The sequence below is a fragment of the Psychrobacter sp. P11G5 genome (assembly GCF_001593305.1).
In the GTDB taxonomy this organism is placed as follows: Bacteria; Pseudomonadota; Gammaproteobacteria; order Pseudomonadales; family Moraxellaceae; genus Psychrobacter.
Genome location: NZ_CP012533.1, coordinates 2,195,785 through 2,221,374 on the forward strand (window position 1 = coordinate 2,195,785; position 25,590 = coordinate 2,221,374).

At 42.0% G+C, this 25,590-nt stretch carries 18 protein-coding genes and 3 tRNA genes; 6 read left to right on the forward strand and 15 right to left on the reverse strand.

The window, feature by feature from the left end:
• Positions 1-51 precede the first annotated feature (51 nt).
• Positions 52-136: transfer RNA gene (locus AK825_RS08825), tRNA-Leu, on the forward strand.
• An 81-nt stretch (positions 137-217) separates the two neighbouring features.
• On the opposite strand, the gene AK825_RS08830 is transcribed toward AK825_RS08825, so the two are convergent.
• The gene (locus AK825_RS08830; protein WP_068036376.1) at positions 218-1,231 is read right to left on the reverse strand and encodes a serine/threonine-protein kinase; all 1,014 of its coding nucleotides are present in this window, start codon (positions 1,229-1,231) and stop codon (positions 218-220) included.
• A gap of 68 nt (positions 1,232-1,299) precedes the next feature.
• Between AK825_RS08830 and AK825_RS08835 the strand changes: the two genes are divergently transcribed.
• Complete coding sequence (locus AK825_RS08835) at positions 1,300-2,298, forward strand: ATP-binding protein (RefSeq protein WP_068036378.1); 999 nt, start codon at positions 1,300-1,302, stop codon at positions 2,296-2,298.
• Between the two features lies 1 nt (position 2,299).
• On the opposite strand, the gene AK825_RS08840 is transcribed toward AK825_RS08835, so the two are convergent.
• The 7 genes from AK825_RS08840 to AK825_RS08870 form a co-directional block, all read right to left on the reverse strand.
• Complete coding sequence (locus tag AK825_RS08840) at positions 2,300-3,415, reverse strand: ribonuclease Z (protein ID WP_068036380.1); 1,116 nt, start codon at positions 3,413-3,415, stop codon at positions 2,300-2,302.
• A 44-nt stretch (positions 3,416-3,459) separates the two neighbouring features.
• Positions 3,460-3,708, reverse strand: coding sequence for a hypothetical protein (locus tag AK825_RS08845; RefSeq protein WP_068036382.1), 249 nt, complete (start codon positions 3,706-3,708; stop codon positions 3,460-3,462).
• A gap of 156 nt (positions 3,709-3,864) precedes the next feature.
• Positions 3,865-4,533 carry a glutathione S-transferase gene (locus AK825_RS08850; protein ID WP_068036384.1) on the reverse strand — a complete coding sequence of 223 codons (669 nt, stop codon included), beginning with the start codon at positions 4,531-4,533 and terminating at the stop codon, positions 3,865-3,867.
• Positions 4,534-4,681: 148 nt separating this feature from the next.
• Entirely contained in the window at positions 4,682-5,752 is a 1,071-nt protein-coding gene (rarD, locus tag AK825_RS08855; RefSeq protein WP_068036386.1) for an EamA family transporter RarD, read from the reverse strand.
• A gap of 237 nt (positions 5,753-5,989) precedes the next feature.
• Positions 5,990-7,060 (reverse strand): EamA family transporter RarD, encoded by a 1,071-nt coding sequence (gene rarD / locus AK825_RS08860; protein WP_068036388.1) that lies wholly within the window; start codon positions 7,058-7,060, stop codon positions 5,990-5,992.
• A 148-nt stretch (positions 7,061-7,208) separates the two neighbouring features.
• Positions 7,209-9,977, reverse strand: a complete 2,769-nt coding sequence (gene gyrA, locus AK825_RS08865) for a DNA gyrase subunit A (protein WP_068036390.1) — start codon at positions 9,975-9,977, stop codon at positions 7,209-7,211.
• Positions 9,978-10,592: 615 nt separating this feature from the next.
• Positions 10,593-12,314 (reverse strand): alpha/beta fold hydrolase, encoded by a 1,722-nt coding sequence (locus AK825_RS08870; protein WP_068036392.1) that lies wholly within the window; start codon positions 12,312-12,314, stop codon positions 10,593-10,595.
• A 346-nt stretch (positions 12,315-12,660) separates the two neighbouring features.
• Here AK825_RS08870 and AK825_RS08875 point away from each other — a divergent pair, with 346 nt between their 5' ends.
• Both AK825_RS08875 and AK825_RS08880 read left to right on the forward strand, forming a co-directional pair.
• A complete protein-coding gene (locus AK825_RS08875) occupies positions 12,661-12,936 on the forward strand; it encodes a hypothetical protein (RefSeq protein WP_068036394.1) in 276 nt (91 codons plus the stop codon).
• A gap of 67 nt (positions 12,937-13,003) precedes the next feature.
• Positions 13,004-13,840, forward strand: coding sequence for a methyltransferase domain-containing protein (locus tag AK825_RS08880; protein WP_068036395.1), 837 nt, complete (start codon positions 13,004-13,006; stop codon positions 13,838-13,840).
• An 81-nt stretch (positions 13,841-13,921) separates the two neighbouring features.
• Here AK825_RS08880 and AK825_RS08885 read toward each other — a convergent pair whose 3' ends face one another.
• From AK825_RS08885 to AK825_RS08915, 7 genes are all read right to left on the reverse strand, one after another.
• Positions 13,922-15,097, reverse strand: coding sequence for an ABC transporter ATP-binding protein (locus tag AK825_RS08885; protein WP_068039260.1), 1,176 nt, complete (start codon positions 15,095-15,097; stop codon positions 13,922-13,924).
• 289 nt (positions 15,098-15,386) lie between these two features.
• Positions 15,387-17,057: an iron ABC transporter permease gene (locus AK825_RS08890; RefSeq protein WP_068039262.1), complete on the reverse strand. Its 1,671-nt coding sequence runs from the start codon at positions 17,055-17,057 to the stop codon at positions 15,387-15,389.
• Between the two features lie 59 nt (positions 17,058-17,116).
• Positions 17,117-18,253 carry a Fe(3+) ABC transporter substrate-binding protein gene (locus AK825_RS08895; RefSeq protein WP_068036396.1) on the reverse strand — a complete coding sequence of 379 codons (1,137 nt, stop codon included), beginning with the start codon at positions 18,251-18,253 and terminating at the stop codon, positions 17,117-17,119.
• Positions 18,254-18,459: 206 nt separating this feature from the next.
• Complete coding sequence (locus AK825_RS08900; protein WP_068036397.1) at positions 18,460-19,221, reverse strand: 16S rRNA (uracil(1498)-N(3))-methyltransferase; 762 nt, start codon at positions 19,219-19,221, stop codon at positions 18,460-18,462.
• Between the two features lie 186 nt (positions 19,222-19,407).
• The gene (locus tag AK825_RS08905; RefSeq protein ID WP_068036402.1) at positions 19,408-20,979 is read right to left on the reverse strand and encodes a 3-deoxy-D-manno-octulosonic acid transferase; all 1,572 of its coding nucleotides are present in this window, start codon (positions 20,977-20,979) and stop codon (positions 19,408-19,410) included.
• A gap of 296 nt (positions 20,980-21,275) precedes the next feature.
• Entirely contained in the window at positions 21,276-22,754 is a 1,479-nt protein-coding gene (locus tag AK825_RS08910) for a tetratricopeptide repeat protein (protein ID WP_068036404.1), read from the reverse strand.
• Positions 22,755-22,980: 226 nt separating this feature from the next.
• Positions 22,981-24,618, reverse strand: coding sequence for a cardiolipin synthase (locus AK825_RS08915; RefSeq protein WP_068036406.1), 1,638 nt, complete (start codon positions 24,616-24,618; stop codon positions 22,981-22,983).
• Between the two features lie 524 nt (positions 24,619-25,142).
• On the opposite strand from AK825_RS08915, the gene AK825_RS08920 reads away from it, so the two are divergent.
• Positions 25,143-25,218, forward strand: a tRNA-Val gene (locus AK825_RS08920).
• Between the two features lie 49 nt (positions 25,219-25,267).
• Positions 25,268-25,344, forward strand: a tRNA-Asp gene (locus AK825_RS08925).
• Positions 25,345-25,590 lie beyond the last annotated feature (246 nt).

The following is a 25,590-nucleotide window of genomic DNA, read 5'->3' on the forward strand; positions in this document are numbered from 1 at the left end:
ATCTAGATGGTGTTTGAGTTTAAACGCTTTTGATGATAGAGTAACGAAAATGGGGCTGTGGCGGAATTGGTAGACGCACCAGATTTAGGTTCTGGCGCCGCAAGGTGTGAGAGTTCGAGTCTCTCCAGCCCCACCATTTTCGGATAGTACATCTTAGACCAAATATTAGAACCTGCTTTTTAGCAGGTTTTTTTGTGTCTACGATTTGGTTTTTAACTTAAACTATTTTCAAATCTTTCAACAGCTCTTCCATACTTCTATACCGCCTCTCTACTCGTTTCGCTAATGCCTTATTAATAATTCCTTGATAGCCCTGATACTCTAGCGGCAAGGTTGGAATAGACTGCTGGCAATGCTGAATCGCCCACTCTTTTAACGACTCACAACTTTGATTATCAATTTTAAACGGTCGCTCACCCGTTAGTATCTCATACAGCATTATTCCAAATGCGTAGATATCACTTTGTACCGTTGCGCCCTGCCCTTGCCAGCGCTCAGGCGCGAGATAAGCTGGCGTACCTGCAGGATTTGCTGTGCTGGGCTTATCAACATTCTCTGCTAATGTAAAATCAGTCAACAGCAAATTAGGCATTATGTTGCTATTATCCGCACTATTCTGCAAGAAACCATCTAGCAAAATATTACTCGGTTTAATATCATTATGTAGCCAACCAGTTTTATGAAGATTGGCTATTAAGTGCGCGACCTGCTTTATGATTTTCTGTTTTCTCTCATCGTTTAATAGCGGGTATTTCTTATTACTTAACTGCTGCGCCAAACTATCATTTTCATAGTAAGGCATAGCAAGAAGATTAAGCTGCCATTTTTTCTCTAAAACTTCCACATATACGGTTTCGAAAGCTAATACTAGTGGTACTATAGTTTGAGGAATGTTCTGAGCCTCAGTTGACTGTGAATTATTTACAGCGGTTAAGACTGCAATTTCATGGTTTAATGTAGACAGCTCATGATTACTATTGTGATTAAGCTCCCATTTAACCATGACACGACCAGACTGTGAATGGCGCGCACGCGTTAGCCCTTGATAATTAGTTGTTTTAACATGCTGGTTTTGTTCATCATTTTGCTGGCTAATACGTTGATGGGATATCTCATGATAGCCTAGCTTTGTCAGCACATTACTCACTTTTGGCAATAGCTCTTCCGCTTGCATACGCAAGGTTTGCGTTATCACTTGTATTGTAGGCGGATTGCTGGCACTATTTTTCATGGTATCACTCAGCCCTTCTAAAACCGTTATAAACTAAATTAAACGTAACCTTGATTATTAGAGTAATTATGTCTCAACCAACCAATTCGTCTACTGATAAGCTATCCACTAATTACGCCCTGCCTACCCCTTTATTGGACTTATTAAGTCAATATTTAGCAGAGCACGTAACCCCAACTATCAAAATTGATCCGGCACAGCTGGCGTATCGCTGGGTTGGTGGTCGCACCGGACATTTAGAGCCGTTGACGGTTAATTTATTTTTGAGTTTAGATGATTTACATGGTATCGACACCCAAAAGTCAAAATTGGTACAAAACACACGCCAGTTCCTTAAAGGCTATCCAGCCAATCACGTGTTGATGACAGGCACACGCGGCGCAGGTAAATCATCGCTGATTCGAGCATTACTGCAAGCCTATCATAGCGAAGGCTTACGCGTTATTGAGATTGCGCGCGATGATTTAGTGGTGCTCGACAAGATTCGCGCAGCCATCAACGAGCTACCGGCCGATTGCGGTAGTCGCTATGTGGTGTACTGTGATGATCTCGCATTTAACGGTCAGGACGAAAGCTATCGTACGCTAAAAAGTGTGTTGGATGGTTCGCTCGATTCTGAGCAAGATAAGCTACTGGTGTATGCGACTAGTAATCGCCGACATTTATTGCCCCAGCTGATGAAAGACAACGTCAATATTTATGATGGAAACACCGATGAGGTCAATCCTTATGAAACCATTGACGAGACAGTATCGCTATCTGATCGCTTTGGTTTGTGGTTATCATTCTATCCAATGAATCAACAAACGTATTTACAGATTGTTCAGCATTATCTAAGCTTGCAGCCAGCACAAATTACTAGTGATGTTATGAATGCTAATAGTGATAACAATAGCAATGACAAAGCGGTTGACGAAGAGCTTGATAAAGAACTTAATGCAACCATTAGAGCGGCGGCACTGCGTTGGGCATCGGAGCGTGGCGGACGTTCGGGGCGTGTCGCTTATCAGTTTAGTCGCTACTGGATAGGACAATCACAATTGGCTGCTGCAGATAGCCAGTCTTAGCTCATTTACTGTCGCGTGCAGATCCTAAATACTGTACGCGGCTTTCTGCTTGACCGTCAACTAATTCTGCTGCGCCATCTACCCTATATTGCGCAAAATCAGCTGCTAACCATAAGTTACCGTGATAAACGCTTTCGGCATCCAAACGGATATACCCCATATTAGGCGTCGTGCTATTTGGATTATCAAAACTCTGATAACGGGCACTAAAATGCGTCAAAATTAGATTAGGTAGGCCGATATCTTGGGCAAATTTGCCCACCAACTGAGCACTACTATGCATGGGATCAAAATCTGGATTTTTCGCTTGAATCTTGGTTAAGACTTCATTTGTATAAGTTGCTTCATGCACTAATAAATCCGCATCTCGTAGCGCTGAAGTTAAAAGACTTGGCGTATCATTATCACCAGCCACCACTACTCTTGTATGCTGCTCATCATTATTGACATAATCTGCTGAGCGTAACTGCTTACCGTCCTCAGTTGTAACATCTTCACCTTGCTGCAACTTCCCCCACAACTTACTAGCTGGAATACCAGCTGCTAGCAACTTGTCGGTATTGAGCGTGCGACGACTGATAGTCTGAGTGATACCAAAACCATAGGATGGCACGCGGTGTGATAGAGGATGGATATCTATCGCTAGCTGTTGCTGCTTGTCTAAGTTAATATTTACCTGACCTTTATTTTCACTATCTGGCTGAGACAGCAAATCTTCAATCGCCATAAAATTAATGGCAAATGGAAAATGCAACTCAGTGGTTAGTGTTACAGCATCTAATAGTTTGGCAATAGCTTTGGGTGCGATGAGAATCAGCGGCGCGGTACGTCCTGACATAGCAGCACTAGCGAGCAATCCTGGCAAACCATAGCAATGGTCGCCGTGCACATGAGTAATACAAATAGCGGTAAGCTGATGTAGTGATAGTTTGGTATGGAGCAGTTGTTGCTGTGTGCCTTCACCGCAGTCGATTAATAACCACGGACGCGATTTTTTACTCTGCTGTTGATTAGATCCTGACAGGTAAGGATTAAGACACTCAATCGCTAGCGCCGTCACATTGCGTTGCTTGGTCGGTACACCGGCCGATGTCCCTAAAAAGGTTAGTTGCAGCATGGTTCATCATTCATAGCAAAAGAGTTTTGCGTATTTAATATGATTTATGACAATTTGCATAAGATAGTCTTGTCACCCTCAACGATTTGCCCGCCACTAGCAAAGCATTGATTGACCATGCTAGATTCGTGTGACTTCCAGCCCCCATAAAAGCTTGCTATACATAACAAAACGACCAATATCTTTTGCGACCATGCCTTAACAGACACTTGCTGAGAATTAATTTGTTGCTGTGCAAGATTGTCCTTATCGGAATCCGCAAGTTTGGTATTTAATTTATTAGGGTCTGTCATCATACTACCTTTTGAAGGACTGTTTATTGCTAGGGTACATTGAATTCAACATACCCCAAGCAAAATCAATATACAAGAATACTGGATAAAATGTCTGTAAGCTTTCAAAATCTATAAGAATTCAAAACTTAGGGTGTTTTTGTAAAGTAAGTATATTTAAAATTGAACGCTGCCGCCTTTGGTCTCAGCTCGTTTAAAGGCATCACGCGCTTCGCAACGTTTTAGCCAATTTAATATATTGGCATACTTCACTTTATCAAGCCCACTGCCCGCATTGGTAGCAACAACCACAAGATGCATCTGAATATCAGCGGCACTAAAAGCTTCGCCTGCAAACCAATGATTGTGTTGTAGCTGCTGTTCCATCATGTTTAGCATTGTAGTAAGACTATCACTAATCATGTTGTTTTCAACTTGCTTACGAATGCTTTTACTCACTGGCTTAATGAGCATTGGCGATTTTTCGACTACTTTGGTAAATACCAAGCGCATCACTAATAATGGCATTATTGATGCTTCAGAGAAATGTAGCCAAAAAGTATAAGCTTCCCATGCCTCTTCATTATCGTCAGTAGGTTTGAATTGCTGTTCTTTATCATAATGCTTAAGCAGATACTCAATGATGAAGCCTGATTCAACCAGCGCACGCTCATTCACCTCTAAAATTGGGGTGTGTCCAAGCGGATGGATTTTTTTCAAACTTTCAGGCGCACGATAAGCTTTGTTACGCTCATAACAAGTTAGCTGATAGTCTACATTTAACTCTTCTAAAAGCCATATAATGCGGAATGAACGTGAATTCTCTAAATGATGCAAATGTAACATAGATTTATCCCAATAATAATAAAAAAAAGTAGTGTCTTAATATCATTGATGATAGCGCACTTGCTAATGCTTTAACACATCACGATTACCTAATGACAGTGAAAAACAATGGCTGTGTGGTCAGTTTTATCGGTCGCTCTTTTAGGGATTATCTTGAATATAGCTGATCAATTTTATGCGACATCTTATTTATTTTAGATTGATAGCGTCTGATTTTACGAAACCGATGTGCTGCCAATACACCTTTAATTCGGCGGTTTTTTAGGCGACGACGCGGTGGAAAGCTACCAACTTGCGGTTCATTGTAACCATGTAGACGGTTGTCACGGCGGCGTGCTAAGTAACCAAGCGCACTATCCATAATCATAATCAATAACGCAACAAAGATCATGCCGTACATAAATAAGGAGCCACCCTCCTCGATACTTTGATGCAAAATAGTGACAGAAAATATAAATAAGAATATCGGTTCAAGATAGCATAAAGTCCCAAATAATGAGACTGGCAACTTCTGACTGGCTACCATTGTCAATGACATTGCTGCTGTACTGATAATTCCTAATAATGGCAAAAGATACCAAAGCTTATCTGTGGATATGGCCAATTCAAAACCGCCACTCATATATAACGCGACCAAAACGACAGGTAATAATAAGACAAGATCAGAGATAAGACCTGTAATAGGCGGTACAGCCATTTTTCGACGTAACAGATAATAAGGTGGATAACCCAAACACACAAATAACGTCGCCCAAGATATAGAGCCGTATTGAAAGACATCATAGGCAATGCCTGCACCCGCAAAAAGTGTTGCAACCCACTGTAACAGGCTCATGTCTTCATCATAAAAAAACCGACCAACCATAATCATAATCATTGGATATAAGAAGTAACCTAAAGTCACCTCTAAACCAAGATTATTGACTGGCGCCCACATAAATATCCAAATTTGTGCGCCCAAAATAGGAGTGGGAATGATAAATAAGAACCACTCTTTTGGGGTTTTTAATGTCTTTAGGTAATCAAAAATATGTTGCCACTGCTTTAACACACTGACTAAAAGGACCAAACTAAATAACATCATGAGCACACGCCACGAGGCAACTTGTGTACCCGACAGCGGCTGCATAATCAAGCCAAACAGAAATAACAACGAGTATAAAAAGTTGGCAGCCACCGCAATAATAGTACCCTGCGACGTTTGGTTGGAGGTGAACATAACAACAGCCTTAAAAATTAGCGCACTTCCTTGGCAGTTTTAGAAAAAAAACAAAAGCCTCAGACGCGAACGTCAGAGGCTTTTTGTCTATAAGATAACCGTATAATACTGAGATAAATACTTTATATTCATCATACTTATATAATGAAAAGCATTATGTCAAAGTCAGACTACATAAGCAATATGTCTACTTAACTGACCCGTCAACTCAACTGCCAACTCATTTCTTACAACCATTTACCTTGAGTCTAGCTGCTCTATTTTTCGTTGTATTTTATGCATTTTTTTCTGATAACGACGTATTTTACGAAAGCGATGCGCCTTTAATACACCGTCTATACGGTGATCTATCAAACGACGGCGCGGTGGAAAGCCGCCCACCTGTGGTTCGTTATAGCCATGCAAACGGTCATCACGACGCCGAATGACATAACCCATGGCACTATCCATAATCATGAATACTAACGCCAAAGTAATCATGCCATACATGAATAAAGAGCCTCCCTCATCCAAACTTTGACTCAGAACTGTGATAGATAACACAAATAACAGCATAGGTTCTATATAGCTAAGAGCCCCAAATAATGAGACAGGTAATTTGCTACTAGCAACCATTGTGAGTGACATTGCAAGTGCACTAAATGCCCCGAGCAACGGTAGTAAATACCAGAACTTACTTTCCTGTGCCGCCACGCTAAAGCCGCCACTAAAGTACAGCATTATTAACACCACTGGCGTCAGTAAGGTCAAATCAGAAAGCAAACCAGTAATTGGTGGCACGGAAAGCTTACGCCGTAATAGGTAATATGGCGGATATCCCAAGCATGCAAACAAAGTCACCCATGATATCGATCCGTATTGAAATATATCATAGCCAATACCCAGCGCTGCACATAGCGCCGCTACCCACTGTAGCGCGCTCATATATTCATGATAAAAAAAGCGTCCAATTAATATCATTACTAATGGTAATAAAAAATAGCCCAAGGTAACATCAAGACCATAACCATTTACCGGACCCCACATAAAAAGCCAGATTTGCCCACCCAAAATCGGGGTTGGTAATACAAATATTAGCCATTCTTTTGGCGTCTTTAAAGTTTTTAGATAATCAAAGACATGCTGCCACTGCTTGGTAAAACTGACCAATAATACTAGACTCAATAGCATCATCAACACGCGCCATGATGCCACCTGTGTGCCTGACAAGGGCAGCATAAATAGCCCAAATAGGAACATGAGTGAGAATAAAAAGCTTGATGATACCGATGCGACGGTTCCCTGAAAGGTTTGATTAGTAGTAAGCATAACAGCAGCCTTAAAAAATAGAACTTTGTTGGCATTTTTTAGAAGGAAAAAATAAAAGCCTCCAACGATAACGTCAGAGGCTTTTTTATAGAAAAGTTATGAAGAACTAGACTAAAAAGCTATTCAACTAGACATTCATTCGTCACAATTATTCGTCAGTAGGCGCTGTATTTTCAGTTGCAGCATCTATATCTATTTGCTCTTGACCCTCTGGCTCAAACGTACCATCTTCTCTCATCGCATCGACTAAGGCATTGTCACTTTCTTCGTGCTCAACACGCGCCATCGCTACCAATTTCTCATCTTTCGATAGACGAATGAGAGTAACACCTTGAGTATTACGACCAGAACTGGCCACATGCTCAACTGGCGTACGTACTAGAGTACCTTTGTCTGAGATTAAGATAATGTCATCTTCAGGCTCAACTTTAGTGGCACGAACTAGAGCACCGTTACGGTCGCTAGTCTTGATAGCGATAACACCGCCACCACCACGGTTTTGCGTATTGAACTCATCAATGAAGGTACGTTTACCAAAGCCATTTTCACAAGCGATTAGAATCTCGCGGACGTCATCTTCGATTACGACCAATGACTTGATAAATTCATTAGTCGCGAGACGCATACCACGTACACCTTTTGCGGTACGACCCATTGCACGAGCATCATTTTCATCAAAACGAATGGCTTTACCACTTGAAGCAAACAGCATGACTTCTTGGCTACCATTTGTAATGCGCGCGCTGACCAACTTATCGCCTTCTTCTAGACCAACAGCAATCAAGCCATTAGAGCGAATGTTTGCAAACTGCTTAAGCTCTACCCGCTTCACTGTACCATTGGCAGTTGCAAAGAACACAAAAGGAGGCTCTGCTTCATTACTACCTTCTAATGCAGCGTCATCACCATTTATATCATTATCTATTAACGTGTCTGTTGATGAAGTCTCACCTTTTACAGATAATTCTTCCACTATCTTTGGAATTGGCAATATTGTGGTGACTGTTTCATCACCATTTAAACCAATGAGGTTTACTAGCGGACGACCGCGGGCTCCGCGACTGGCAATTGGCACTTCAAACCCACGTAAACTAAAGACACGTCCAGTATCAGTAAAGCATAATACCGTTGCATGCGTTGAGGTCACAACCAGATGATCAATGACATCATCTTCTTTCATTGCGGTTGCAGACTTACCTTTACCGCCACGCTTTTGCGCCACATAATCATCAATCGGCTGGGTTTTTGCATAGCCAGTACGAGAGACAGTCATTACTACCGTTTGCTCAGGAATGAGGTCTTCACGGTTGAAGTCAGTACGCGAATCTATGATATCGGTACGGCGCTCATCACCAAAGTTATCACGAATCTCGATCATCTCGTTAGAGATAATGGCCATCAATTTATCAAAGTCACCAAGGATAGACTCTAAATGGGCAATTTCACGCAATAAATCTTGATATTCTTCAGTTAATTTGTCTTGCTCAAGACCTGTCAAGCGATGCAACTGCATATCCAAAATCGCGTTGACCTGCTCAAGTGATAAACGATAGCGTTCTTCGCCTTCAATTAAGCCAAATGGTGCTTTTGGATCTTCGCCCTCAATAAACTCAGGACGTACTGACTGACTCCCAGCAGCGGTTAGCATCGCAACGACACTACCTGAACCCCAAGTATTATTGAGCAGGCTTTCACGTGCCAATCCGCGGTTTGCAGAGGCTTTAATCGCGGCAATGATTTCATCAATATTCGCGAGCGCAACGGTCAAACCTTCGAGCAAATGACCACGTACGCGGGCTTTATTTAGCTCATAAATCGTACGGCGCGTCACTACTTCTTGACGATGGCGTACAAAAGCAGCGATCAACTGGCGTAAAGTCAATAATTTTGGCTGGCCATTATCGAGTGCCACCATGTTAATACTGAAGCTTGATTCGAGTGGTGTTTGAAGAAACAGGTTATTAACGATAACTTCAGCCGTCTCACCACGACGTAAATCAATGGCAATACGCATACCATCTTTATCAGACTCATCACGTATCTCAGTAATGCCTTCAATCTTTTTGTCACGGACCAATTCAGCGATACGTTCGATTAGTTTTGCTTTATTAGTCTGATAAGGCACTTCGGTAAATACAATACGTTCGCGATCGCGGTTGACGCCTGTATCACTCATTGGTTCAATAATATAGCGACCACGTACATGCAAACGGCCTTTACCAGTACGATAAGCATCTAAAATACCAGCACGACCATAAATAATACCGCCCGTTGGAAAGTCAGGGCCTGAGATATGCGTCATTAGCTCTTCAGCTGATACTTGCGGGTTCTCTGCATAAGCTAAGCAAGCATTGATCACTTCGGTCAAGTTATGCGGTGCCATATTGGTCGCCATACCGACAGCAATACCTGTCGCACCATTAACTAGCAAGTTAGGAACACGTGCAGGCAACACACTCGGCATACGCTCAGAACCGTCGTAGTTATCTTCCCAATCAACCGTGTCTTTGTCTAGGTCAGCAAGCATCTGATGGGTAAGCTTGGTCATACGTACTTCGGTATAACGCATGGCAGCCGGAGGATCATCATCAATCGAGCCAAAGTTACCTTGACCGTCAACCATTGGATAACGCAAGCTAAAGTCCTGCGCCATCCTTACGATTGCGTCGTATACCGCACTATCGCCATGCGGATGATATTTACCAATGACGTCACCGACCACACGGGCCGATTTTTTGTATGGCTTGTTATAATCATTAGATAACACATGCATCGCATACATCACGCGACGGTGTACCGGTTTGAACCCATCACGCACATCAGGCAGCGCGCGCGAGACGATCACGCTCATCGCATAGTCCAAATAGGATTGCTTTAATTCATCCACGATGGCAATAGGACTGATCGAGTCGCTCATATACACTCCTTCACTCACATACTTTCTCTGAAGCTTGCAATTTTACTAGAATTGGTTATGGCCATACAAAAATACAGCTGCACAAAAGCGCAGCTATTATCGATATACGAACTATAAAAAATCACTACCAAGCATGCAAAACAATAGGAAAATGGCGATAGTTTTAATGTTGAATAAAAGAAGCTATTTTAGCACAAATTTGCTGATTTAGGGGTATCTACGTGTCATTAAAATCAAGCAAAACAGCTCATTAGCAACCAATGTTTTGAAGCGCTTACTAACATTCTTAAATAGTAGATTTATCGCTGCTAATATTGAAACATTGTTATTGACATATTTTTTTGGATTGACTGATTTTTCCATTTTTACATATAAATTTACCATCTTTAGAACAATGAGCTACTCCGCCCATTTTTCCTGAGCAAGGCGTATTACGCGCTTGGGCATGACTAATAGGTGCAATGATAAAAGCACATGTGAGCAGCGATGCAATTATTGATTTCATATTTTCTCAGTGTTATTAACTATAATGATTTATCCAACAAAAAACTGCACCTTTCAAGATGCAGTTTTTCCAGATTTATAAGCTATCTAAAAGATTGAGCTTAAGAATTCTTATAACGCTGTAAAGCTTTGGTCAAAGAACTCACGCGCGGCTTGAGTACAAGAGGTACTGACTAGACCGCCATGATAACTGGCTAATATCGCAGCGCCTGCGGCTTGCGCTAATAATGTAGGGTCAGTTACGCCTGCTTGTTGAGCGTCTGAAACAGCTTTATTCTGGACTGCTGTCAAAGTAGTAGTAAACCTACTTTGGATATTATCTATTGCTGTCGTTGACATCCACGGGTTGCTCATAGCACTACCAATCGGAGTCACTGCTCCTCGATTATTTCTTACATCCACATCCAAGACCGTGATATTAAGATTAGAGGCTGGAGCCGCACCTGCTTGCTGCAATATGGCGGTCATCGAACCGGTATTTAGATCATAATATACAGTTGGGTCTGAATTACCACCACATATAAGCGTTGGCATTTTAGGGATATAACCGCGTAGATCATTAGCTTTCAGAGCTTTACGCAAATTGTTTTGCGGATTAGCGGCTGGAAGTACACCCGTTTCAGCCAACAGACTATCAGGGTTTTGTAGCGCATCAGCTACATAAGTAGTGCGAAAATCTGTTTTGATAAGATAGTTATCATCTGCAAACCCTAAGAATGCAAAAGGAACAGTCGGTGGCTGTAGCATATCAAGTGTAGGGTTGTTTTGAGGATTATTTTCAAACAATGCGTTATCCGGTAGCTTGTTAGCGGCTACTAGCTCTCCAAAGCTTAACAAGCTTGGTAGCTGAGTATTGGAATAGTTGATCGTAAAAATATCCGTGGTGTTTCGATAGATGTTTTTATACTTTTTCTGCAGACCAGTTGCCAATAACGGCGCAAACCTAGTGGCGCCAATATTGACGTTTCCTGAGAATATAGAGTCACCAAAAGCAGCTAACGCATAAGGACCTGATGAGGGTGCTATCGCTGTCACTGGCTTACCTTGCTGCTCTAATAGCCTTGCCGTTGCCATTGCCACATAGCCACCTTGCGAATAACCACTAATAAACAATTTACCAGAATCATCGATATTAGTGTACTTGGTATTATTAGCCTGCTGTTGCCTGTCGATAATTAAGCGCGCACTATCTAAGGCATCGACCATATCAGTGGATTGTTGATCGGCGACTAGATAAGGATGATAGCCAAGATCAGAGTCGTCATAACCAGCATAGTTAGGTGCGACGACGATATAACCTTGGGCGGCGAAATTCGCTGCTATGAGGGTTGCCTCTGAGCCAGCAGGATTTTGCGGATTGCCCACTTGACTAAAGTCATAGACCTTTTCAGTAGTGGTGCCATGAGCATAGAGCAATATAGGTCGATCACCTTGACAGTCAGCGCTATCACCACTGGGTAACATCAATGCAGCAGTTGCATTAGTGCGCTCGCCAGCAGCACCCTTAGTCGGATAACTGACCTTTTCTATTTTGATATCGCATTTCGCAGCAGGTGTTGCAGTATTTCCCAGACCAAATCTATTGTCTATTTGGGTTTTATTAAAAGCACTAACAGACTGAACGGACGTGGGATAAGCTGTGATTATTTGATCGTTATCATCATCTCCACAACCCGCTAGTAATAGCAGGCTACTTGCCACTGCAACTGATAGCGTGCAACGTAACATGGTGGGTTTAGTTGAGGTAGTAATGGCGTATGTTTGAGGGGTATAGACAGAGGCAGTATTTTTTTGATTGCCATCTATGTTGTTATTAGATTGAGAATGGGTCATGTTTGCTATCCTTAGCAGTAATAAAATGAAACCGCCGAACGTCCTTGGCAGTCGGTCAAAAGCCCCTTTATAATAGGCTTTTTGGTAGTGATAACTTAACTATTATTAACTCTTATACCTTATTGGTTATACCGCAAACGGTTATGAAAAGCTACTGAAAACCGTGTAATCGTCTGTCATTTGAGTGCTACATCTAATATACGCACATGTTCAAAACACATATTTGATAGAAGGAATTTTCGGTTATTGTAGACAAAAAATTTCTACTCGCTACACTACTCCCTCACATCCTAAATACTTTTCACAACTTTTTGTATCAGCAACTACTAAATAGGCATTTATCGTTATGGATATTATTCTTGTTATCGTCTGGATTTTGGCTATGGTACTGTACAGCTTTTCTAGCGATTATGCCGTCAGTTTCCCCAACCATAACAACCGCGCCTTGCCCTTTGTGCGTTGGGGCTCACTACTAATTGCGATGATACTGTCCGGCTACTTAGCGCAAGCTTACCAAGACAATCTAAAAGGCAACGGCATTTGGGTATTTATCGTAGTAGTATTTGTCGTCATTACCTTAGCTAAGCTGGTATTCAAATGGGTGATCAATAGACGACGGTAGAGGTAAACCTTCAACCATATTAGTAAAAATACCGCTTCCCATAAAATAAATAGCAGATTTAAACTTAATGATAAATAATGAAAACCAATTGATAGCACTAGAAACCGAACGCAGCGACCGTAGCTTTGACGCCATTGCCGATCACTTTGAAAAAAAGGTCTATGGTGGTTTAAAAGGCGACATTCGATTGGCTGTTTTACGTCGCGATATCTTTGGCTACGTCGAACAGCTGAGTCAAACGCTAGGACGACCATTACGTATCTTGGATGTGGGCGCAGGGCTGGCACAGATTGCAATAGAACTCGCGGTGCAAGGTCATACAGTTGTCATCAATGATATATCAGCTAATATGCTTGAAAAAGCAAAAGTGAGTGCCGAACAGGAGGGTACAAACCCTGATATTACTTGGCACGTCTGCCCTTATCAAGAGCTTGAAGCTAAGCTAGCTAAAGATGATGCAGATAAGTTTGATTTGATACTGTGCCATGCCTTACTTGAGTGGTTAGCAGATCCTGCAGCAGTGATGGACTTCTTTGATAACCAGCTTGCTGATAATGGCGTACTGTCATTATGTTTTTATAATCCTGCGAGCTTTGATTATCGCAATTTAATTATGGGTAATTTTAATTTGCTCGACAACACAAACTATAAGGCCGATAACAACAAAAGTTTGACGCCCAATTATCCAGTTGCCAAACAAGAAGTAGAGTCGTGGCTACAACAGCATCATTATCAAATTATATTAGAGAGCGGTTTGCGCGTATTTCATGATTATGCACCATTAAAGCGCGGTGGGCATAATGACCCTGAAGCGGTCATTCGAATGGAGTTACGCTACTCGCAACAAGAACCTTATAAATGGCTTGGCCGTTATTTACATATCATGGCGACTCGTCAAACTTAATTATAAAAGACTGTCTCACTGCAATCGTTTCATTACGGCCATTTTAATAACAGTCATCTTCTTGCATTAAAATGTCGATTACTACCTTGTCTCTTCAACTCTTGATGATCTATCGTATTCTGACCAAGTCGTGGCATTGATCTCTTTTTCATCGAACACGACCACGTGTTCGAGTAAGGGCAAAATACCAATATGCGATCCAATCTCATGATTATGATGGCTGGCGACTAAGGATAAAACCGTCTGTCCATCATCAAGTTGTAAACGATATAGATAGTTGGCACCGCGAAAGACACGTCCAACGACTAATGCCGTCTGCATACTATCATCATCATGGATGATGTCATCAGGGCGCACGAGTACCTTAATCGGTGTACCATTAGGATAATCATACTCACAATACTGCGGCTGTCCTAACTCGTCATAAACTTCCATACGTCGATAAATATCACCAAGCGCTGTCTCAACATGCCCCTCTTTGATGATTCCATCTATCATTGCTCCTTCACCAACGAACTCGGCAACAAACGGACTGATTGGCTCGTGATATAGCTCACTTGGCGTTGCCCATTGTACCAACTCGCCTCTGTGCATAACGCCTACTTTATCTGCGATAGCAAAGGCTTCGTTTTGATCATGGGTGACCAATATTGCTGTCGTATTTGTACGTTTAAGAATATCACGTACACTCATAGCAAGTGATTCGCGCAGTACTACGTCAAGGTTAGAAAATGGCTCATCGAGTAACAGTAATTCAGGCTTAGGTGCCAACGCTCGTGCTAGCGCAACCCGCTGCTGTTGACCACCTGAGATTTCAGATGGACGCTTGTTTGCATGCTCAGTTAATTCAACGAGGTTTAGCATCTCAGCCACTCGCGCTTTTTTGTCGGCAGCTGACCAATTATTGAGACCAAAAGCGATGTTCTTCGCCACGCTTAGATGCCCAAATAATGCATAATCTTGAAACACCATACCCATGCCGCGTTTGGCAGGTGCAACAGCAAAAGAGGTGCGCGCTGTCTGTTCTGTTAGACAATGACCATTTAAACTAATAGTGCCTCGACGTGTAGGCTCTAACCCTGCGATAGCACGTAATGCTGTGGTTTTACCACAACCACTGTATCCTAAGAAACAACCAATTTCACCTTGCTGTAGATTTAGCGATAATCCATCAACGATGATCATATCATCATAACCGACTACTAAATCTTTGACGCTCAAATAAGGTTTATCAGCACCAGCTGATTCGTGTTGCATAGACTGCGGCATAATGACAGCGCATGTAGAGGCTTGCTTGATATCTCCAAGCGCAACTTTCGTATCAGTAGGTTTGAGCTTAGATTGAGCCATTTGGTCTGCTGAGTCTTTAATAAGGTCAGTATGCATAGGTGTTACCAATGAGCGATAGAATGATTAATGCGATAAAAACAAAGATGAATTATAAATAATGATAATTGAGTGTCGCTATATATATAGTACTTTAAATCAGAATGACGATGTAGCAGTTTTGACAATGATGTAGCAGTTTTAAAGTGTATCGACTACCCTAACTGTTTTTATCACTTTGACGCAGTAATATCCAGACTGGAAACAATCCAACCAGTACGATAAGTAGGCTTGGCAGCGCAGCCCTTGCCCACATCCCTTCACTAGTCATCTCAAACACTCGTACGGCCAGCGTATCCCAACCTTGCCGCCGCGTCATGAGCGTAATTGGCATCTCTTTCATTACTTCAACAAAACCCATCAATAGGGCGGTCAGCATACCGGGCTTAAGTACAGGTAATACAACCTGACGCCAACGCTGCAACGGGCTATCACTAAGTAGTTTGGCAGCGGCTTCTTGGTTAACAGTTAATCGTTGCAGCTGACGATCGATAGGCTGGAAGCTCACGGTCATAAAGCGGGTTGAGAGCGCAAGCAACATAACAATCACACTACCTGACAGCACTTGCTTTGAGATAAGTCCAAAGGCGATTAATTGATTATCAAGCCATGCAATAGGAATAAAAATACCTACGGCCAATACAGTGCCTGGTACCACATAGCCCAAATTGGCTAAGGTAATCATTAGCTTCGTTGTTTTATCAGAATACTGGCGTTTAATCCACGCAATAATAATGGCAAGAAAGGCAATAAGTAGCGTAGTCATACTGGCAATCATTAAGCTATTGGTCACAAAATCGATATAACGCGCATCGAAATCTTGGCGAAAATTCATCGCCGTCCAATAGAACAATTGTAAAAATGGTACGAGAAAGGCAACCAAAAAGACTACCGTACACAGTAGCGTCATCGCAAGTTTGGCAGGCGTACTGGCTTCAAGGCGACGATTGCTTCCTTGGATGACCGCGTTGCCGCGCCTTGCTTGCCAGTACTGCTCAAACAATACCACAATAAATACGACGCCAATAAGTAAGGCGGCCAATTGCGCAGCAGTCGTTAGACTAAAAAATCCAAACCACGCCTTATAAATAGCAGTGGTAAAAGTATCGACGTTAAATACCGAGACAGCACCAAAATCTGCCAGAGTCTCCATGGTTGCTAGCAACAAACCACCGATGATCCAAGGCAGAGCTTGCGGTAGTGCTAAACGAAATAGCACTCGACTGCGGCTAAGCCCAAGCATTTGACCTGCTTCAATAGCACGCCGACCTTGAGATAAAAAAGCTTGTCTTGCCAGCAGATATACATAAGGATAAAACGCTAATGACAATATCAGCCCTGCACCCCAGACATTACGTACTGAAGGTATTGCCGTGCTAATGCCCAAATCACGTAGTCCAGTCTGTAATGGCCCACTAAAATCAACAATCCCTACCGTAACAAATGCCAATACATAGGCGGGCATCGCCAGCGGCAACATCAGCGCCCACGAAAAAAACCGCTGTCCTGGGAAGCGGTACATGCTGGTTATCCATGCCAATGCCGTACCAATACTACCAGCAATGACTGTCACCATTAGCAATAAGATAGCAGTGTTTTTGAGAACTTGCGGCAACACATACTCACGCATATGCGTCCAAATATCTGCTACTGGCTGCGTCCATGCAAAGAGAACAACTAAAATCGGTATCAGCATAAACAACGAAATCAGCCCTAAGACTGATTTCGAAAAAATACGCTTGGCAACTATACGCTCTTGGCGGGCAACGCCATTGTCACTGACAGGGCTATCTTTGACAGTATTGTCTTCATTAGCAGACGCTTTTGTCATTGTCATAATATAAATATTACCCTGTCAGACGCATAGAGATTAAACTACTTTATAACAGATTATTTATAACCCACTTTATCCATCATTTGGATTGCTTGCGTTTGCAGTTCGCCAAATTTTTGGACGTTGATACCGTCTTGCTTAAATGTACCCCAAGATCTAAGCATATCTGACTCATCAATCCCTTCTTTTACAGGATATTCTTTATCAGAGCTGGCATAAATACCTTGGGCTTCATCAGAAGATAGCCACTCCATCAATTTGAGCGCACCATCTGGATTGTCTGAATTCGTTATCACACCAGCACCAGAAATATTCACATGTGTACCCGTCGTATCTTGGTTTGCCCAAAATATCTTCACAGGGAAGTCAGGTTTTTCATCAAGCAGTCGACCATAATAATAACTATTGGCAATTCCGACTTCACACTGTCCTGCCGCAATAGCCTCTAACATACTGGTATCATTACTAAACACGTCAGTGGCTAAATTAGCTACCCAGCCGCGAACAATCTCTTCAGTTTTTTCAGCGCCTAAGTTTTCTATCATACTAGCAACGAGAGACTGATTATATACTGCGTTCGAGGTACGTAAGCAAAGCTTGCCTTTCCACTTTGGATCTGCAAGATCTGCATAAGTAGATAGCTGATCGGCATCTACTTTGCTTGGATCATAGAACATCGTACGCGCACGTAATGACAGACCTGTCCATTGACCTTTTGGATCACGATATTTGGCAGGTACATTGCTTTCAAGTACGGTAGAAGCGACTGGTTGCAGTAGCCCTTGCTGCGCTGCTTGCCATAAGTTACCAGCATCAACAGTCAATAACATGTCTGCAGGTGTGTTCTGACCTTCAGCTTGTAAGCGCGCCATTAATGGACCCGTCTTATCAGTAACTAACTCGATTTTCACGCCAGTTTTTTCGGTATATTTATCTAGTAACGGCTTGATAAGTTGCTCATTACGTGACGAATAAATCGTGACCACTTGATCATTTTCTGAAGTCGCTGCTGTATCATCATTACTTGACTCTTCAGTTGCTGGCGTTTGCGATTCTACGTCCGCATTTTCAGCCGGGGTAGATGCATTATTACAGCCCACTAGACCCATCATCATGCTAAAGACAGCAACAGATAAAGTGGCCTTAACAGGGCGAGTCAACGATAGGCGTTCAGCAACCGCGTTCAATGACATGGTCTTCTCCATAGTAGTACGACAGATAGGTGAGATAGCGTTATATGATGAGCGATTAATTAGGCATTTAAGCCATCAAAATGCTAATTAATTAATGAAAAAACTAGAAGCAACATACTAATCGAAATGAGATTAATTATCAATACATTTATTTTTCCTGATAATAATCTCAATAAGAGACAAGTTATACCTCATGTTCAGACAGCTTAATCTTGATTATTCTGTATTAGCCATTGTCCTAAAATCACATTGACAGCTGCCTCCGTGCGTAAGATTCTTGAGCCTATATGTACCGCCTTACAGCCCTGTTCATGAAACAGTTCAATCTCATAATCAATCCAGCCACCTTCAGCGCCGATGCAAACCACACTTGGCAAAGTAGTCTTGGTAGCAGACGATAGCGACTCAGATGATAGCTGCTGTAAATACTGTGAAAATGACTGCTCACCGTAAGGGTGTGCGACTATGGCATTATGGGTAATTAAGCTAGCCAGCTGATCTTCCACAAATGGCTTAAAGCGTTTTTGTAGAGTGATGCGCGGTGATATCGTATCGACCCCTTGTTGCAGACCTTCCAATACAAACTCATCAAGTCGCGTAAGCAACGGACTTTGCCAGTAGCTTTTTTGGGTACGGTAACTGTTGATTAGGACGATATCGCGAACACCCAGTGCCGTCATGTCCATAATCAAGCGGCGTAGTACTTTGGGACGCGGTAATGCCAAAATCACAGTAACATCTAACTTAGCTGGTGGCGCAGTATCAAGCTGTACCTCACGTAGTCGTATATTGTCAGACGCAATGCTATCAATGATGGCTGTGCCAAGATTGCCGCCAAGCTCGCCGATTTTAAGCGTATCACCAACTTGTAAGTTCAATACTTTATTGACATGGATGATTTGTGCGGAAGCAGTAATTTGCGCATAAGGCTGCGCAATATTAGATGTGGGTAACAAAATACAATTCATACAGCATATCGCTTAATAAAAATAAGAGGGAGCGCCAATTAGAATGGAGTGATTGAAATTAATAATGAACTAATCACAATAAGCTAAAAACAATCAAGTAATAACCGTGAGCAGAATTAACGTCAAGCATTAGGGCGTGTCCTCATTTTGATAATGGTAATAAAAATGAGGACAAACCCTAGTAAACTACTCAATCGTTTCTTCTATCATTGCCAGTTGACGAGTCAAGACTGCTTGCTGTTGGACGGTTAGTTGCGCGCCTGCCTGCCCTGCTTGCTTAGCAGATTCTGGATGACTCAGCCAAAACTTTAACTGCTGATATATCAATTCAATATCATTTTTGGATTCGTTTATTGAATGCTCATTACTGCCAAGCGCTTTATAAAAGGGATTATTAGGCTGATATAAAGCACCAACACTTGCCAGCTTATCTACGACGCTTTGGCAAGACTGGGTATATTGTCCCATGAGTACTGGCTTACCTACACTCATAGGCTCAACTGGATTATGACCACCTATATCAACTAGAGAGCCACCGACGAGCGCTACATCTGCTTGTGCATACCAATGCATCAGCTCACCCATACTATCGGCTAGATAAACTTGCGTTTGTGTAGTGACAGCTTCGTCCTTACTACGCCGTGCCATCTGCAAACCTGACTTGCTAATCAATTCAGCCACTTCATCAAAGCGTTCAGGATGTCTGGGCACAATGATGAGTAGTGTTTCAGTAAGCTCAGGTGTATCTAACAGTTGCTGTTGCAATGTTAAGGCCGTAGTTTCTTCACCGCTATGAGTACTCGCCGCTATCCAAACTGGACGGTCTAGAAACTGCGAATTAGGTAATGAATAATGTAATGAATCAGTCCGCGAATCAGACAGATTCGACAGCTCAGTAATAGCGCGCTCTTCTTCGACTTTGTCAGTCGCTAGTTTGGAATCAGTAGCGTTTTTGGAATTGACAGCTTTAGGCGTATTGATGACCCATTTAAGAGAGCCAGCAACGCGTATCTGAGCACTATCTGCACCCAACTGTCGAAAGCGTTTAGCAGATTCGCTATCTTGCGCGATGATTAAACTAAGGTTTTGCATCATGCTGGTGCTTACTGCACTTATCTTTTGATAACGAGTAAAAGAAGCTGCCGATAGCCGTCCATTAACGAGAATACTAGGGACATTCTTCTGCGATAAAGTCGCTAGTATATTCGCCCACAGCTCAGTCTCTACAAATAACGCCGCAACTGGCTGTACATGCGCTAAAAATCTCTCAATTACTGCAGGCGTGTCTACTGGCACATAACTGTGACTCATACGACCTTGAGCAATCTCCTCAGCGAAGCGACTAGCACCGCGTGCATGACCAGTCTGCGTAGTATTGGTTAGCCATATACTATAACCTTGCGCCAATAAGGCATCGAGCAAGGGCGCGACCGTATTGGTCTCTCCTAACGAGACGGCATGACACCAGATTATTTTATGACCAACATTATTGGCGTTAGATACAGGACGCGGCGGGTACTGCTTGCCAAAACGCTGTGCTACTTCTTGCTGATAATTGTCACGGCTGTTCGAACGACGCCAGACCTGTATACGATATAACGGCTTTAACAACGAAATAATAAGCCGATAATACCAAGGTGGCGTGCGAGCTGCACGTTTAGGTAGCAAAGAGTGATTCATAGCATAATTATTAGAGTCTGTACGGACAGCCGATGATGACTCAGACTCAGTAGATGGTGGCACAGAAGATGATGGCATGAAGAAGCCCAGTTTGATAATAGACAAAACCACATAATAAGCAGTCAACAATTGGGCAATTCTACCGCAAATTATAGGAAAGCCATACAACTTAGTGACTCGAATGCTTAAAAATTTATATAGTTGACCTACTAGATAGCAAAACCTTGCGATTATTTCTAATATCAAAACAAAGTATATAGTAGGTTCATACTCAAAAAGAAGAAAGTGCCGTTATACTTATCCCTGCTTTGTTTTAAACTAACTATATAAAGTTAAAAGTATATTTGTGAAGTCTACGAGTTAATGTTTCGTTATCATACAAATACAACTAATAATATCGCGCCAACTAATACTATTCCAATCAAGAGCTGATAACGTTTAATACTATGCTGCTCTTGTTTTTGAGTCGTTATTAATGCTTGCGCGTCCTGCCACTGGGTCACCAGCTCTGCTGCTTCTACATGACCATTTTTAGCGGCCTCCTCTAACCAATACTTACCGCTATTAATATCTTGTGACACTCCTACGCCTTGATAGTACATTTTACTAAGCAGGCGTTGAGCGCGGACATCTTTATCGTTTGCAGCTTGCTTGACCCAGTCCACACCTGCTACTTTGCTAGCTTCTGTATCCGTTATCAGCCCTTCGCCTAATAATTCATACATGGCCAGTCGTAACATTGCATCGGTATTACCGAGCGCACTAGCGTTTTGTAGCAAAGTTAACGCCTGCTGACGGGATGTTTGATGCAGCTCTGAAAACTGCATTTGGTCACGTGGCTTGTTTTGCCGCGCAATATGCCGCTCGAACTGATCCAGTATTTTACACGCTTGCAGGTAATCATCGTTGCCAGCATCTTGCGCTACTTCAATCTTCTTTAACTCTATAAGCAATTGCGTAAAAATCTCTGGCGTTACAAAAGCCTTTGAGTGTTTAACAGTTTGTAGTTGGGTGGTAGTCGCGCTGAGATTAATAGGCGTTTCAGATATTTTAGGTTTGACGCTCGCTGCTGCATCGACTATTGACGACTTAGCTTGCTGTGCTACGACTAGCTTGGTAACAGGAATTTCTCTGTGTTCGGTAGCTTGGACTGGTAGCCGTTGGTTTTGAAAAGTTTCATCAGTAATCAATATGGGTCTAATACCTACTGATTCAGAATGATGCTCTAAATTTGGTTCAGCTGCAACACTCTCATCAATACCATTATTTTTTGGTAGTCGCGCGCTTACTGCTTGATAAAGTCCGCTGGCAATTTTCTCACCTTGTACCGCCTGAAACTGCCGATCAATATGTCCAAATAGACGCATGCCTATTGGCTCTAACGCAAAAAATACATCTGCACTATCATTAGAGTTATCACTATATACCACAGCCATATGTTGATAAAAATCATCTGCAACCACTGGCAGCTCAGGATAATGTTTACGTAGCTCAAACTGACCATACCAATGTGGAATGTTTTGCCACTGGCGCGCTAGCACTCGCCCTGTATAAAAAGCTAAAAACAGCAGCAAATTACGATAACTATCGTCTGTTAATAGCGTAATCTCATCTAAAGCCCTAGACTTATCCGTGGACTTTGCAATATCACGGCGTATCTGTGAGATTAGCGTATCTACTCGCTGTAAGCTGACTAGTGACTCATCTAATTGACATTGATGCAGCTGTACTTCATAAGCGATGCCACCTGCGACAGGACGACCCGCAATAAAGTCTTGCCAATAGCCTTCCGCCATATAATCAAGCGACGTTTTATTTACATTAGCTGAAGCAGAATTAGACTTGGCAAGCATGAGATGAGCATATCCTTTTAATAAAAACCACTATATATAGTCGATACTAAGTAAAATGGATACGTTATTTAATAACGCGAAACTGGTATAAATTTTTCTGGCTTGCTGTGCCTACGCCGACAGAGGCTGCAAAACCAACATTAAAAAAACTAAGCATCCCAGTCCCGCTGTATCTTTTTTATGTTGGACTGACTATATGACATAAGTTATAAGATAATTATAAATACTATAGCAAGGGACTAAACAGACGTACTACATTATCAAATAAGCGTTCAGAATCACGACGCTGTCGCCACTCTTCTAAACTCAAAAAGCGACAGTTTTGTAGATAAGTATCTTGACAATCAGCGATTTGAGCAACCATTTCAGGTGTATAAATTGCCAAGCTGACTTCCATATTCAAATAAAAGCTACGCATATCAATATTCACTGTACCGAAGAGACAGTAATCGTCATCAATGACTACCGTTTTGGTATGTAATAGTCCACCTTGGAATAATGCAATCTTTACGCCAGCTTCAAGCAGTTCTTGATAATAAGCTTGTGAAGCATGCTGTACTAGAAATGAATCGACCTTTTCTGGAATAATTAACGTCACATCGACGCCGCGCTTCGCCGCTATTTCGAGCGCCCCTGACAAAGCTTCATCTGGCACAAAGTAAGGCGTGGTAATTTGGATACGTTTGTTAGCACGGTGAATAATAGTTACTAAGGTATTATAAATAACGTGGGCGGTCACTTGTGGCGCTGAGGGTATTAGCTGAGCGATTACATTATCAACAACTGGCATTTGCGGTATCGCAATCGAGGTCGCTCCTGCTACAGTAGGTATATAATTATCTAAATCGTCAACGAGCACTTGAATCCGGCTGTTAATATCATTGATAGTAGGATTCAATACATATAGCTTACGAGTGTAACTGTTCACCCGTTTGTCCAGCGCATATAGATTGTCATTATTTTCAGCACCGATATCAGTAATAACGACTTTGGCCATAGCCGTGGCAATGCTAATCGGTTGCTGACTGACACTGCGCATCATTACATCAATCCACTGTCCGACACCTTTGTCTTGTTTAAAAAACTTCGGATCAACCAGATTGAAACTACCGGTATAACCGATATGCTCATCAATCACGACGATTTTACGATGATTGCGCAGATCAGAGCGCTTAAACAGAGTCTTAAATAATCCTACTGGTAACGACTGGTGAACAAACACTCCTGCCCGCTCTAATGCTCGATGCTCAGAGCTATTAAAAAAGCTAAAACTTCCGACACTATCGATCAATATATGACATTCTACCCCGCGCTTAGCAGCAGCCCTCAAGGACTGCAACACATCTATAACTCGGCCCTTAGGGTAAATAATGTAGAACTCTATAAGAATCGTACGCTTGGCATTGTCGATATCATCGATAAGACGATTAAAAAATGATCTGGAAGAAGTTAATAACTGCATTTGATGCCCAGCAAATACCCCAAACCCTGTCCAGCGAGTACCAATACGGCTGACACCGCGGTAATTGACCGGGAGCAAATCCTGTCCTTGATCAAACACCAAACGCTCACGTGCTGCCATATTATTCATCAGTAGGCTTGCCTGATCCACACGCTTACGATAACGACGGCCAATCATAGGCTCACCGACCAGAATATAGGACATAAAGCCAACCACAGGTAACGTGTATAGAACCGCTATCCACGCAATTGCCACCCCGATATTGCGCTGTACCGAGACCACACGCAGAGTCATTACCACCATCAAGATGATGTGTAATATAAGACCTAAACCTGCAAAATCACCCCAAGACCACGATGCAAGGTGCTGCTCAGCTGCTAAAGCTTCTATAACCGCCTCCACCAATCAACGTAAAAAAATATGGATATCGAATGTCAATAGTTAGGTAGTATAGTAGCTTTTAGCTACCAAACAATGGGTAACGCTTAATAAATGATTATTGATAGTGAATTTTAACAAGCAACATTACTCACATATCTTGATTAGATTTATCCTTAATAAACAATAGCATGCTTAAAATATCTTGGTTATTTATCGCAATCGAATACCGCTACTTTTCCCCATATTTGCAGCCTGTTTTTAATTATTTGATATATTTATAAAATAGTATTTGACAGGCAGTTGTAATTCTATATAATACACACCCACAGCAAGAGGCTTTAATTAATAAGTTCTGAGTTGTAGAAATTATCGTTAAGGTATTTCGATATTAACTAGAGCGTGACTACTTTAGTTAATAAAAGCTTTAGAAAATTCTATTTATAGGATTTCAGTAGTACTAGTTTGGATGCGTAGTTTTTAGAATTTACGACAATGTAAATTCTCTTGCGCTCGGACGAAGCAGTGCTTCGTTGTATCCTCACTCAGGGTGATTAGCTCAGTTGGTAGAGCGTCTGCCTTACACGCAGAATGTCGGCGGTTCGAATCCGTCATCACCCACCACTTATTAGCAAGTGGACCTGTAGAAAGGTTAGATGCTAAAACGACCTAAGCAGCGGTAGTTCAGTTGGTTAGAATACCGGCCTGTCACGCCGGGGGTCGCGGGTTCGAGTCCCGTCCGCTGCGCCATATTTAAAACTTAGTTTTAATACAAAAGTTTCAACCTCAAGTATTAATTTGCTTGAGGTTTTTTTGTGTCTATTGATTTATATAATCATAAATGATAATACAATAAAAAAACGATATAGCAAATAACACTGTTTTATGAGAAATATACTAACGTGTCACTCAACTAATAAGATTCACTGCGTTTAAACCCTTATTCATATTTTTATCAGCTGAGATTATTAGTGGATATACCTCGACTAAATAATG

Coding starts and splice junctions, on each gene's coding strand:
- rarD (WP_068036388.1), bottom strand. CDS start 7,060: ATGCTTACTACTAATCAAACCTTTCAGGGAACCGTCGCATCGGTATCA.
- AK825_RS08875 (WP_068036394.1), top strand. CDS start 12,661: ATGGATATTATTCTTGTTATCGTCTGGATTTTGGCTATGGTACTGTAC.
- AK825_RS08835 (WP_068036378.1), top strand. CDS start 1,300: ATGTCTCAACCAACCAATTCGTCTACTGATAAGCTATCCACTAATTAC.
- AK825_RS08895 (WP_068036396.1), bottom strand. CDS start 18,253: ATGTCATTGAACGCGGTTGCTGAACGCCTATCGTTGACTCGCCCTGTT.
- AK825_RS08900 (WP_068036397.1), bottom strand. CDS start 19,221: ATGAATTGTATTTTGTTACCCACATCTAATATTGCGCAGCCTTATGCG.
- AK825_RS08890 (WP_068039262.1), bottom strand. CDS start 17,057: ATGACAAAAGCGTCTGCTAATGAAGACAATACTGTCAAAGATAGCCCT.
- AK825_RS08840 (WP_068036380.1), bottom strand. CDS start 3,415: ATGCTGCAACTAACCTTTTTAGGGACATCGGCCGGTGTACCGACCAAG.
- rarD (WP_068036386.1), bottom strand. CDS start 5,752: ATGTTCACCTCCAACCAAACGTCGCAGGGTACTATTATTGCGGTGGCT.
- AK825_RS08870 (WP_068036392.1), bottom strand. CDS start 12,314: ATGACCCATTCTCAATCTAATAACAACATAGATGGCAATCAAAAAAAT.
- AK825_RS08880 (WP_068036395.1), top strand. CDS start 13,004: ATGATAAATAATGAAAACCAATTGATAGCACTAGAAACCGAACGCAGC.
- AK825_RS08850 (WP_068036384.1), bottom strand. CDS start 4,533: ATGTTACATTTGCATCATTTAGAGAATTCACGTTCATTCCGCATTATA.
- AK825_RS08885 (WP_068039260.1), bottom strand. CDS start 15,097: ATGCAACACGAATCAGCTGGTGCTGATAAACCTTATTTGAGCGTCAAA.
- AK825_RS08905 (WP_068036402.1), bottom strand. CDS start 20,979: ATGCCATCATCTTCTGTGCCACCATCTACTGAGTCTGAGTCATCATCG.
- AK825_RS08910 (WP_068036404.1), bottom strand. CDS start 22,754: ATGCTTGCCAAGTCTAATTCTGCTTCAGCTAATGTAAATAAAACGTCG.
- AK825_RS08830 (WP_068036376.1), bottom strand. CDS start 1,231: ATGAAAAATAGTGCCAGCAATCCGCCTACAATACAAGTGATAACGCAA.
- AK825_RS08845 (WP_068036382.1), bottom strand. CDS start 3,708: ATGACAGACCCTAATAAATTAAATACCAAACTTGCGGATTCCGATAAG.
- gyrA (WP_068036390.1), bottom strand. CDS start 9,977: ATGAGCGACTCGATCAGTCCTATTGCCATCGTGGATGAATTAAAGCAA.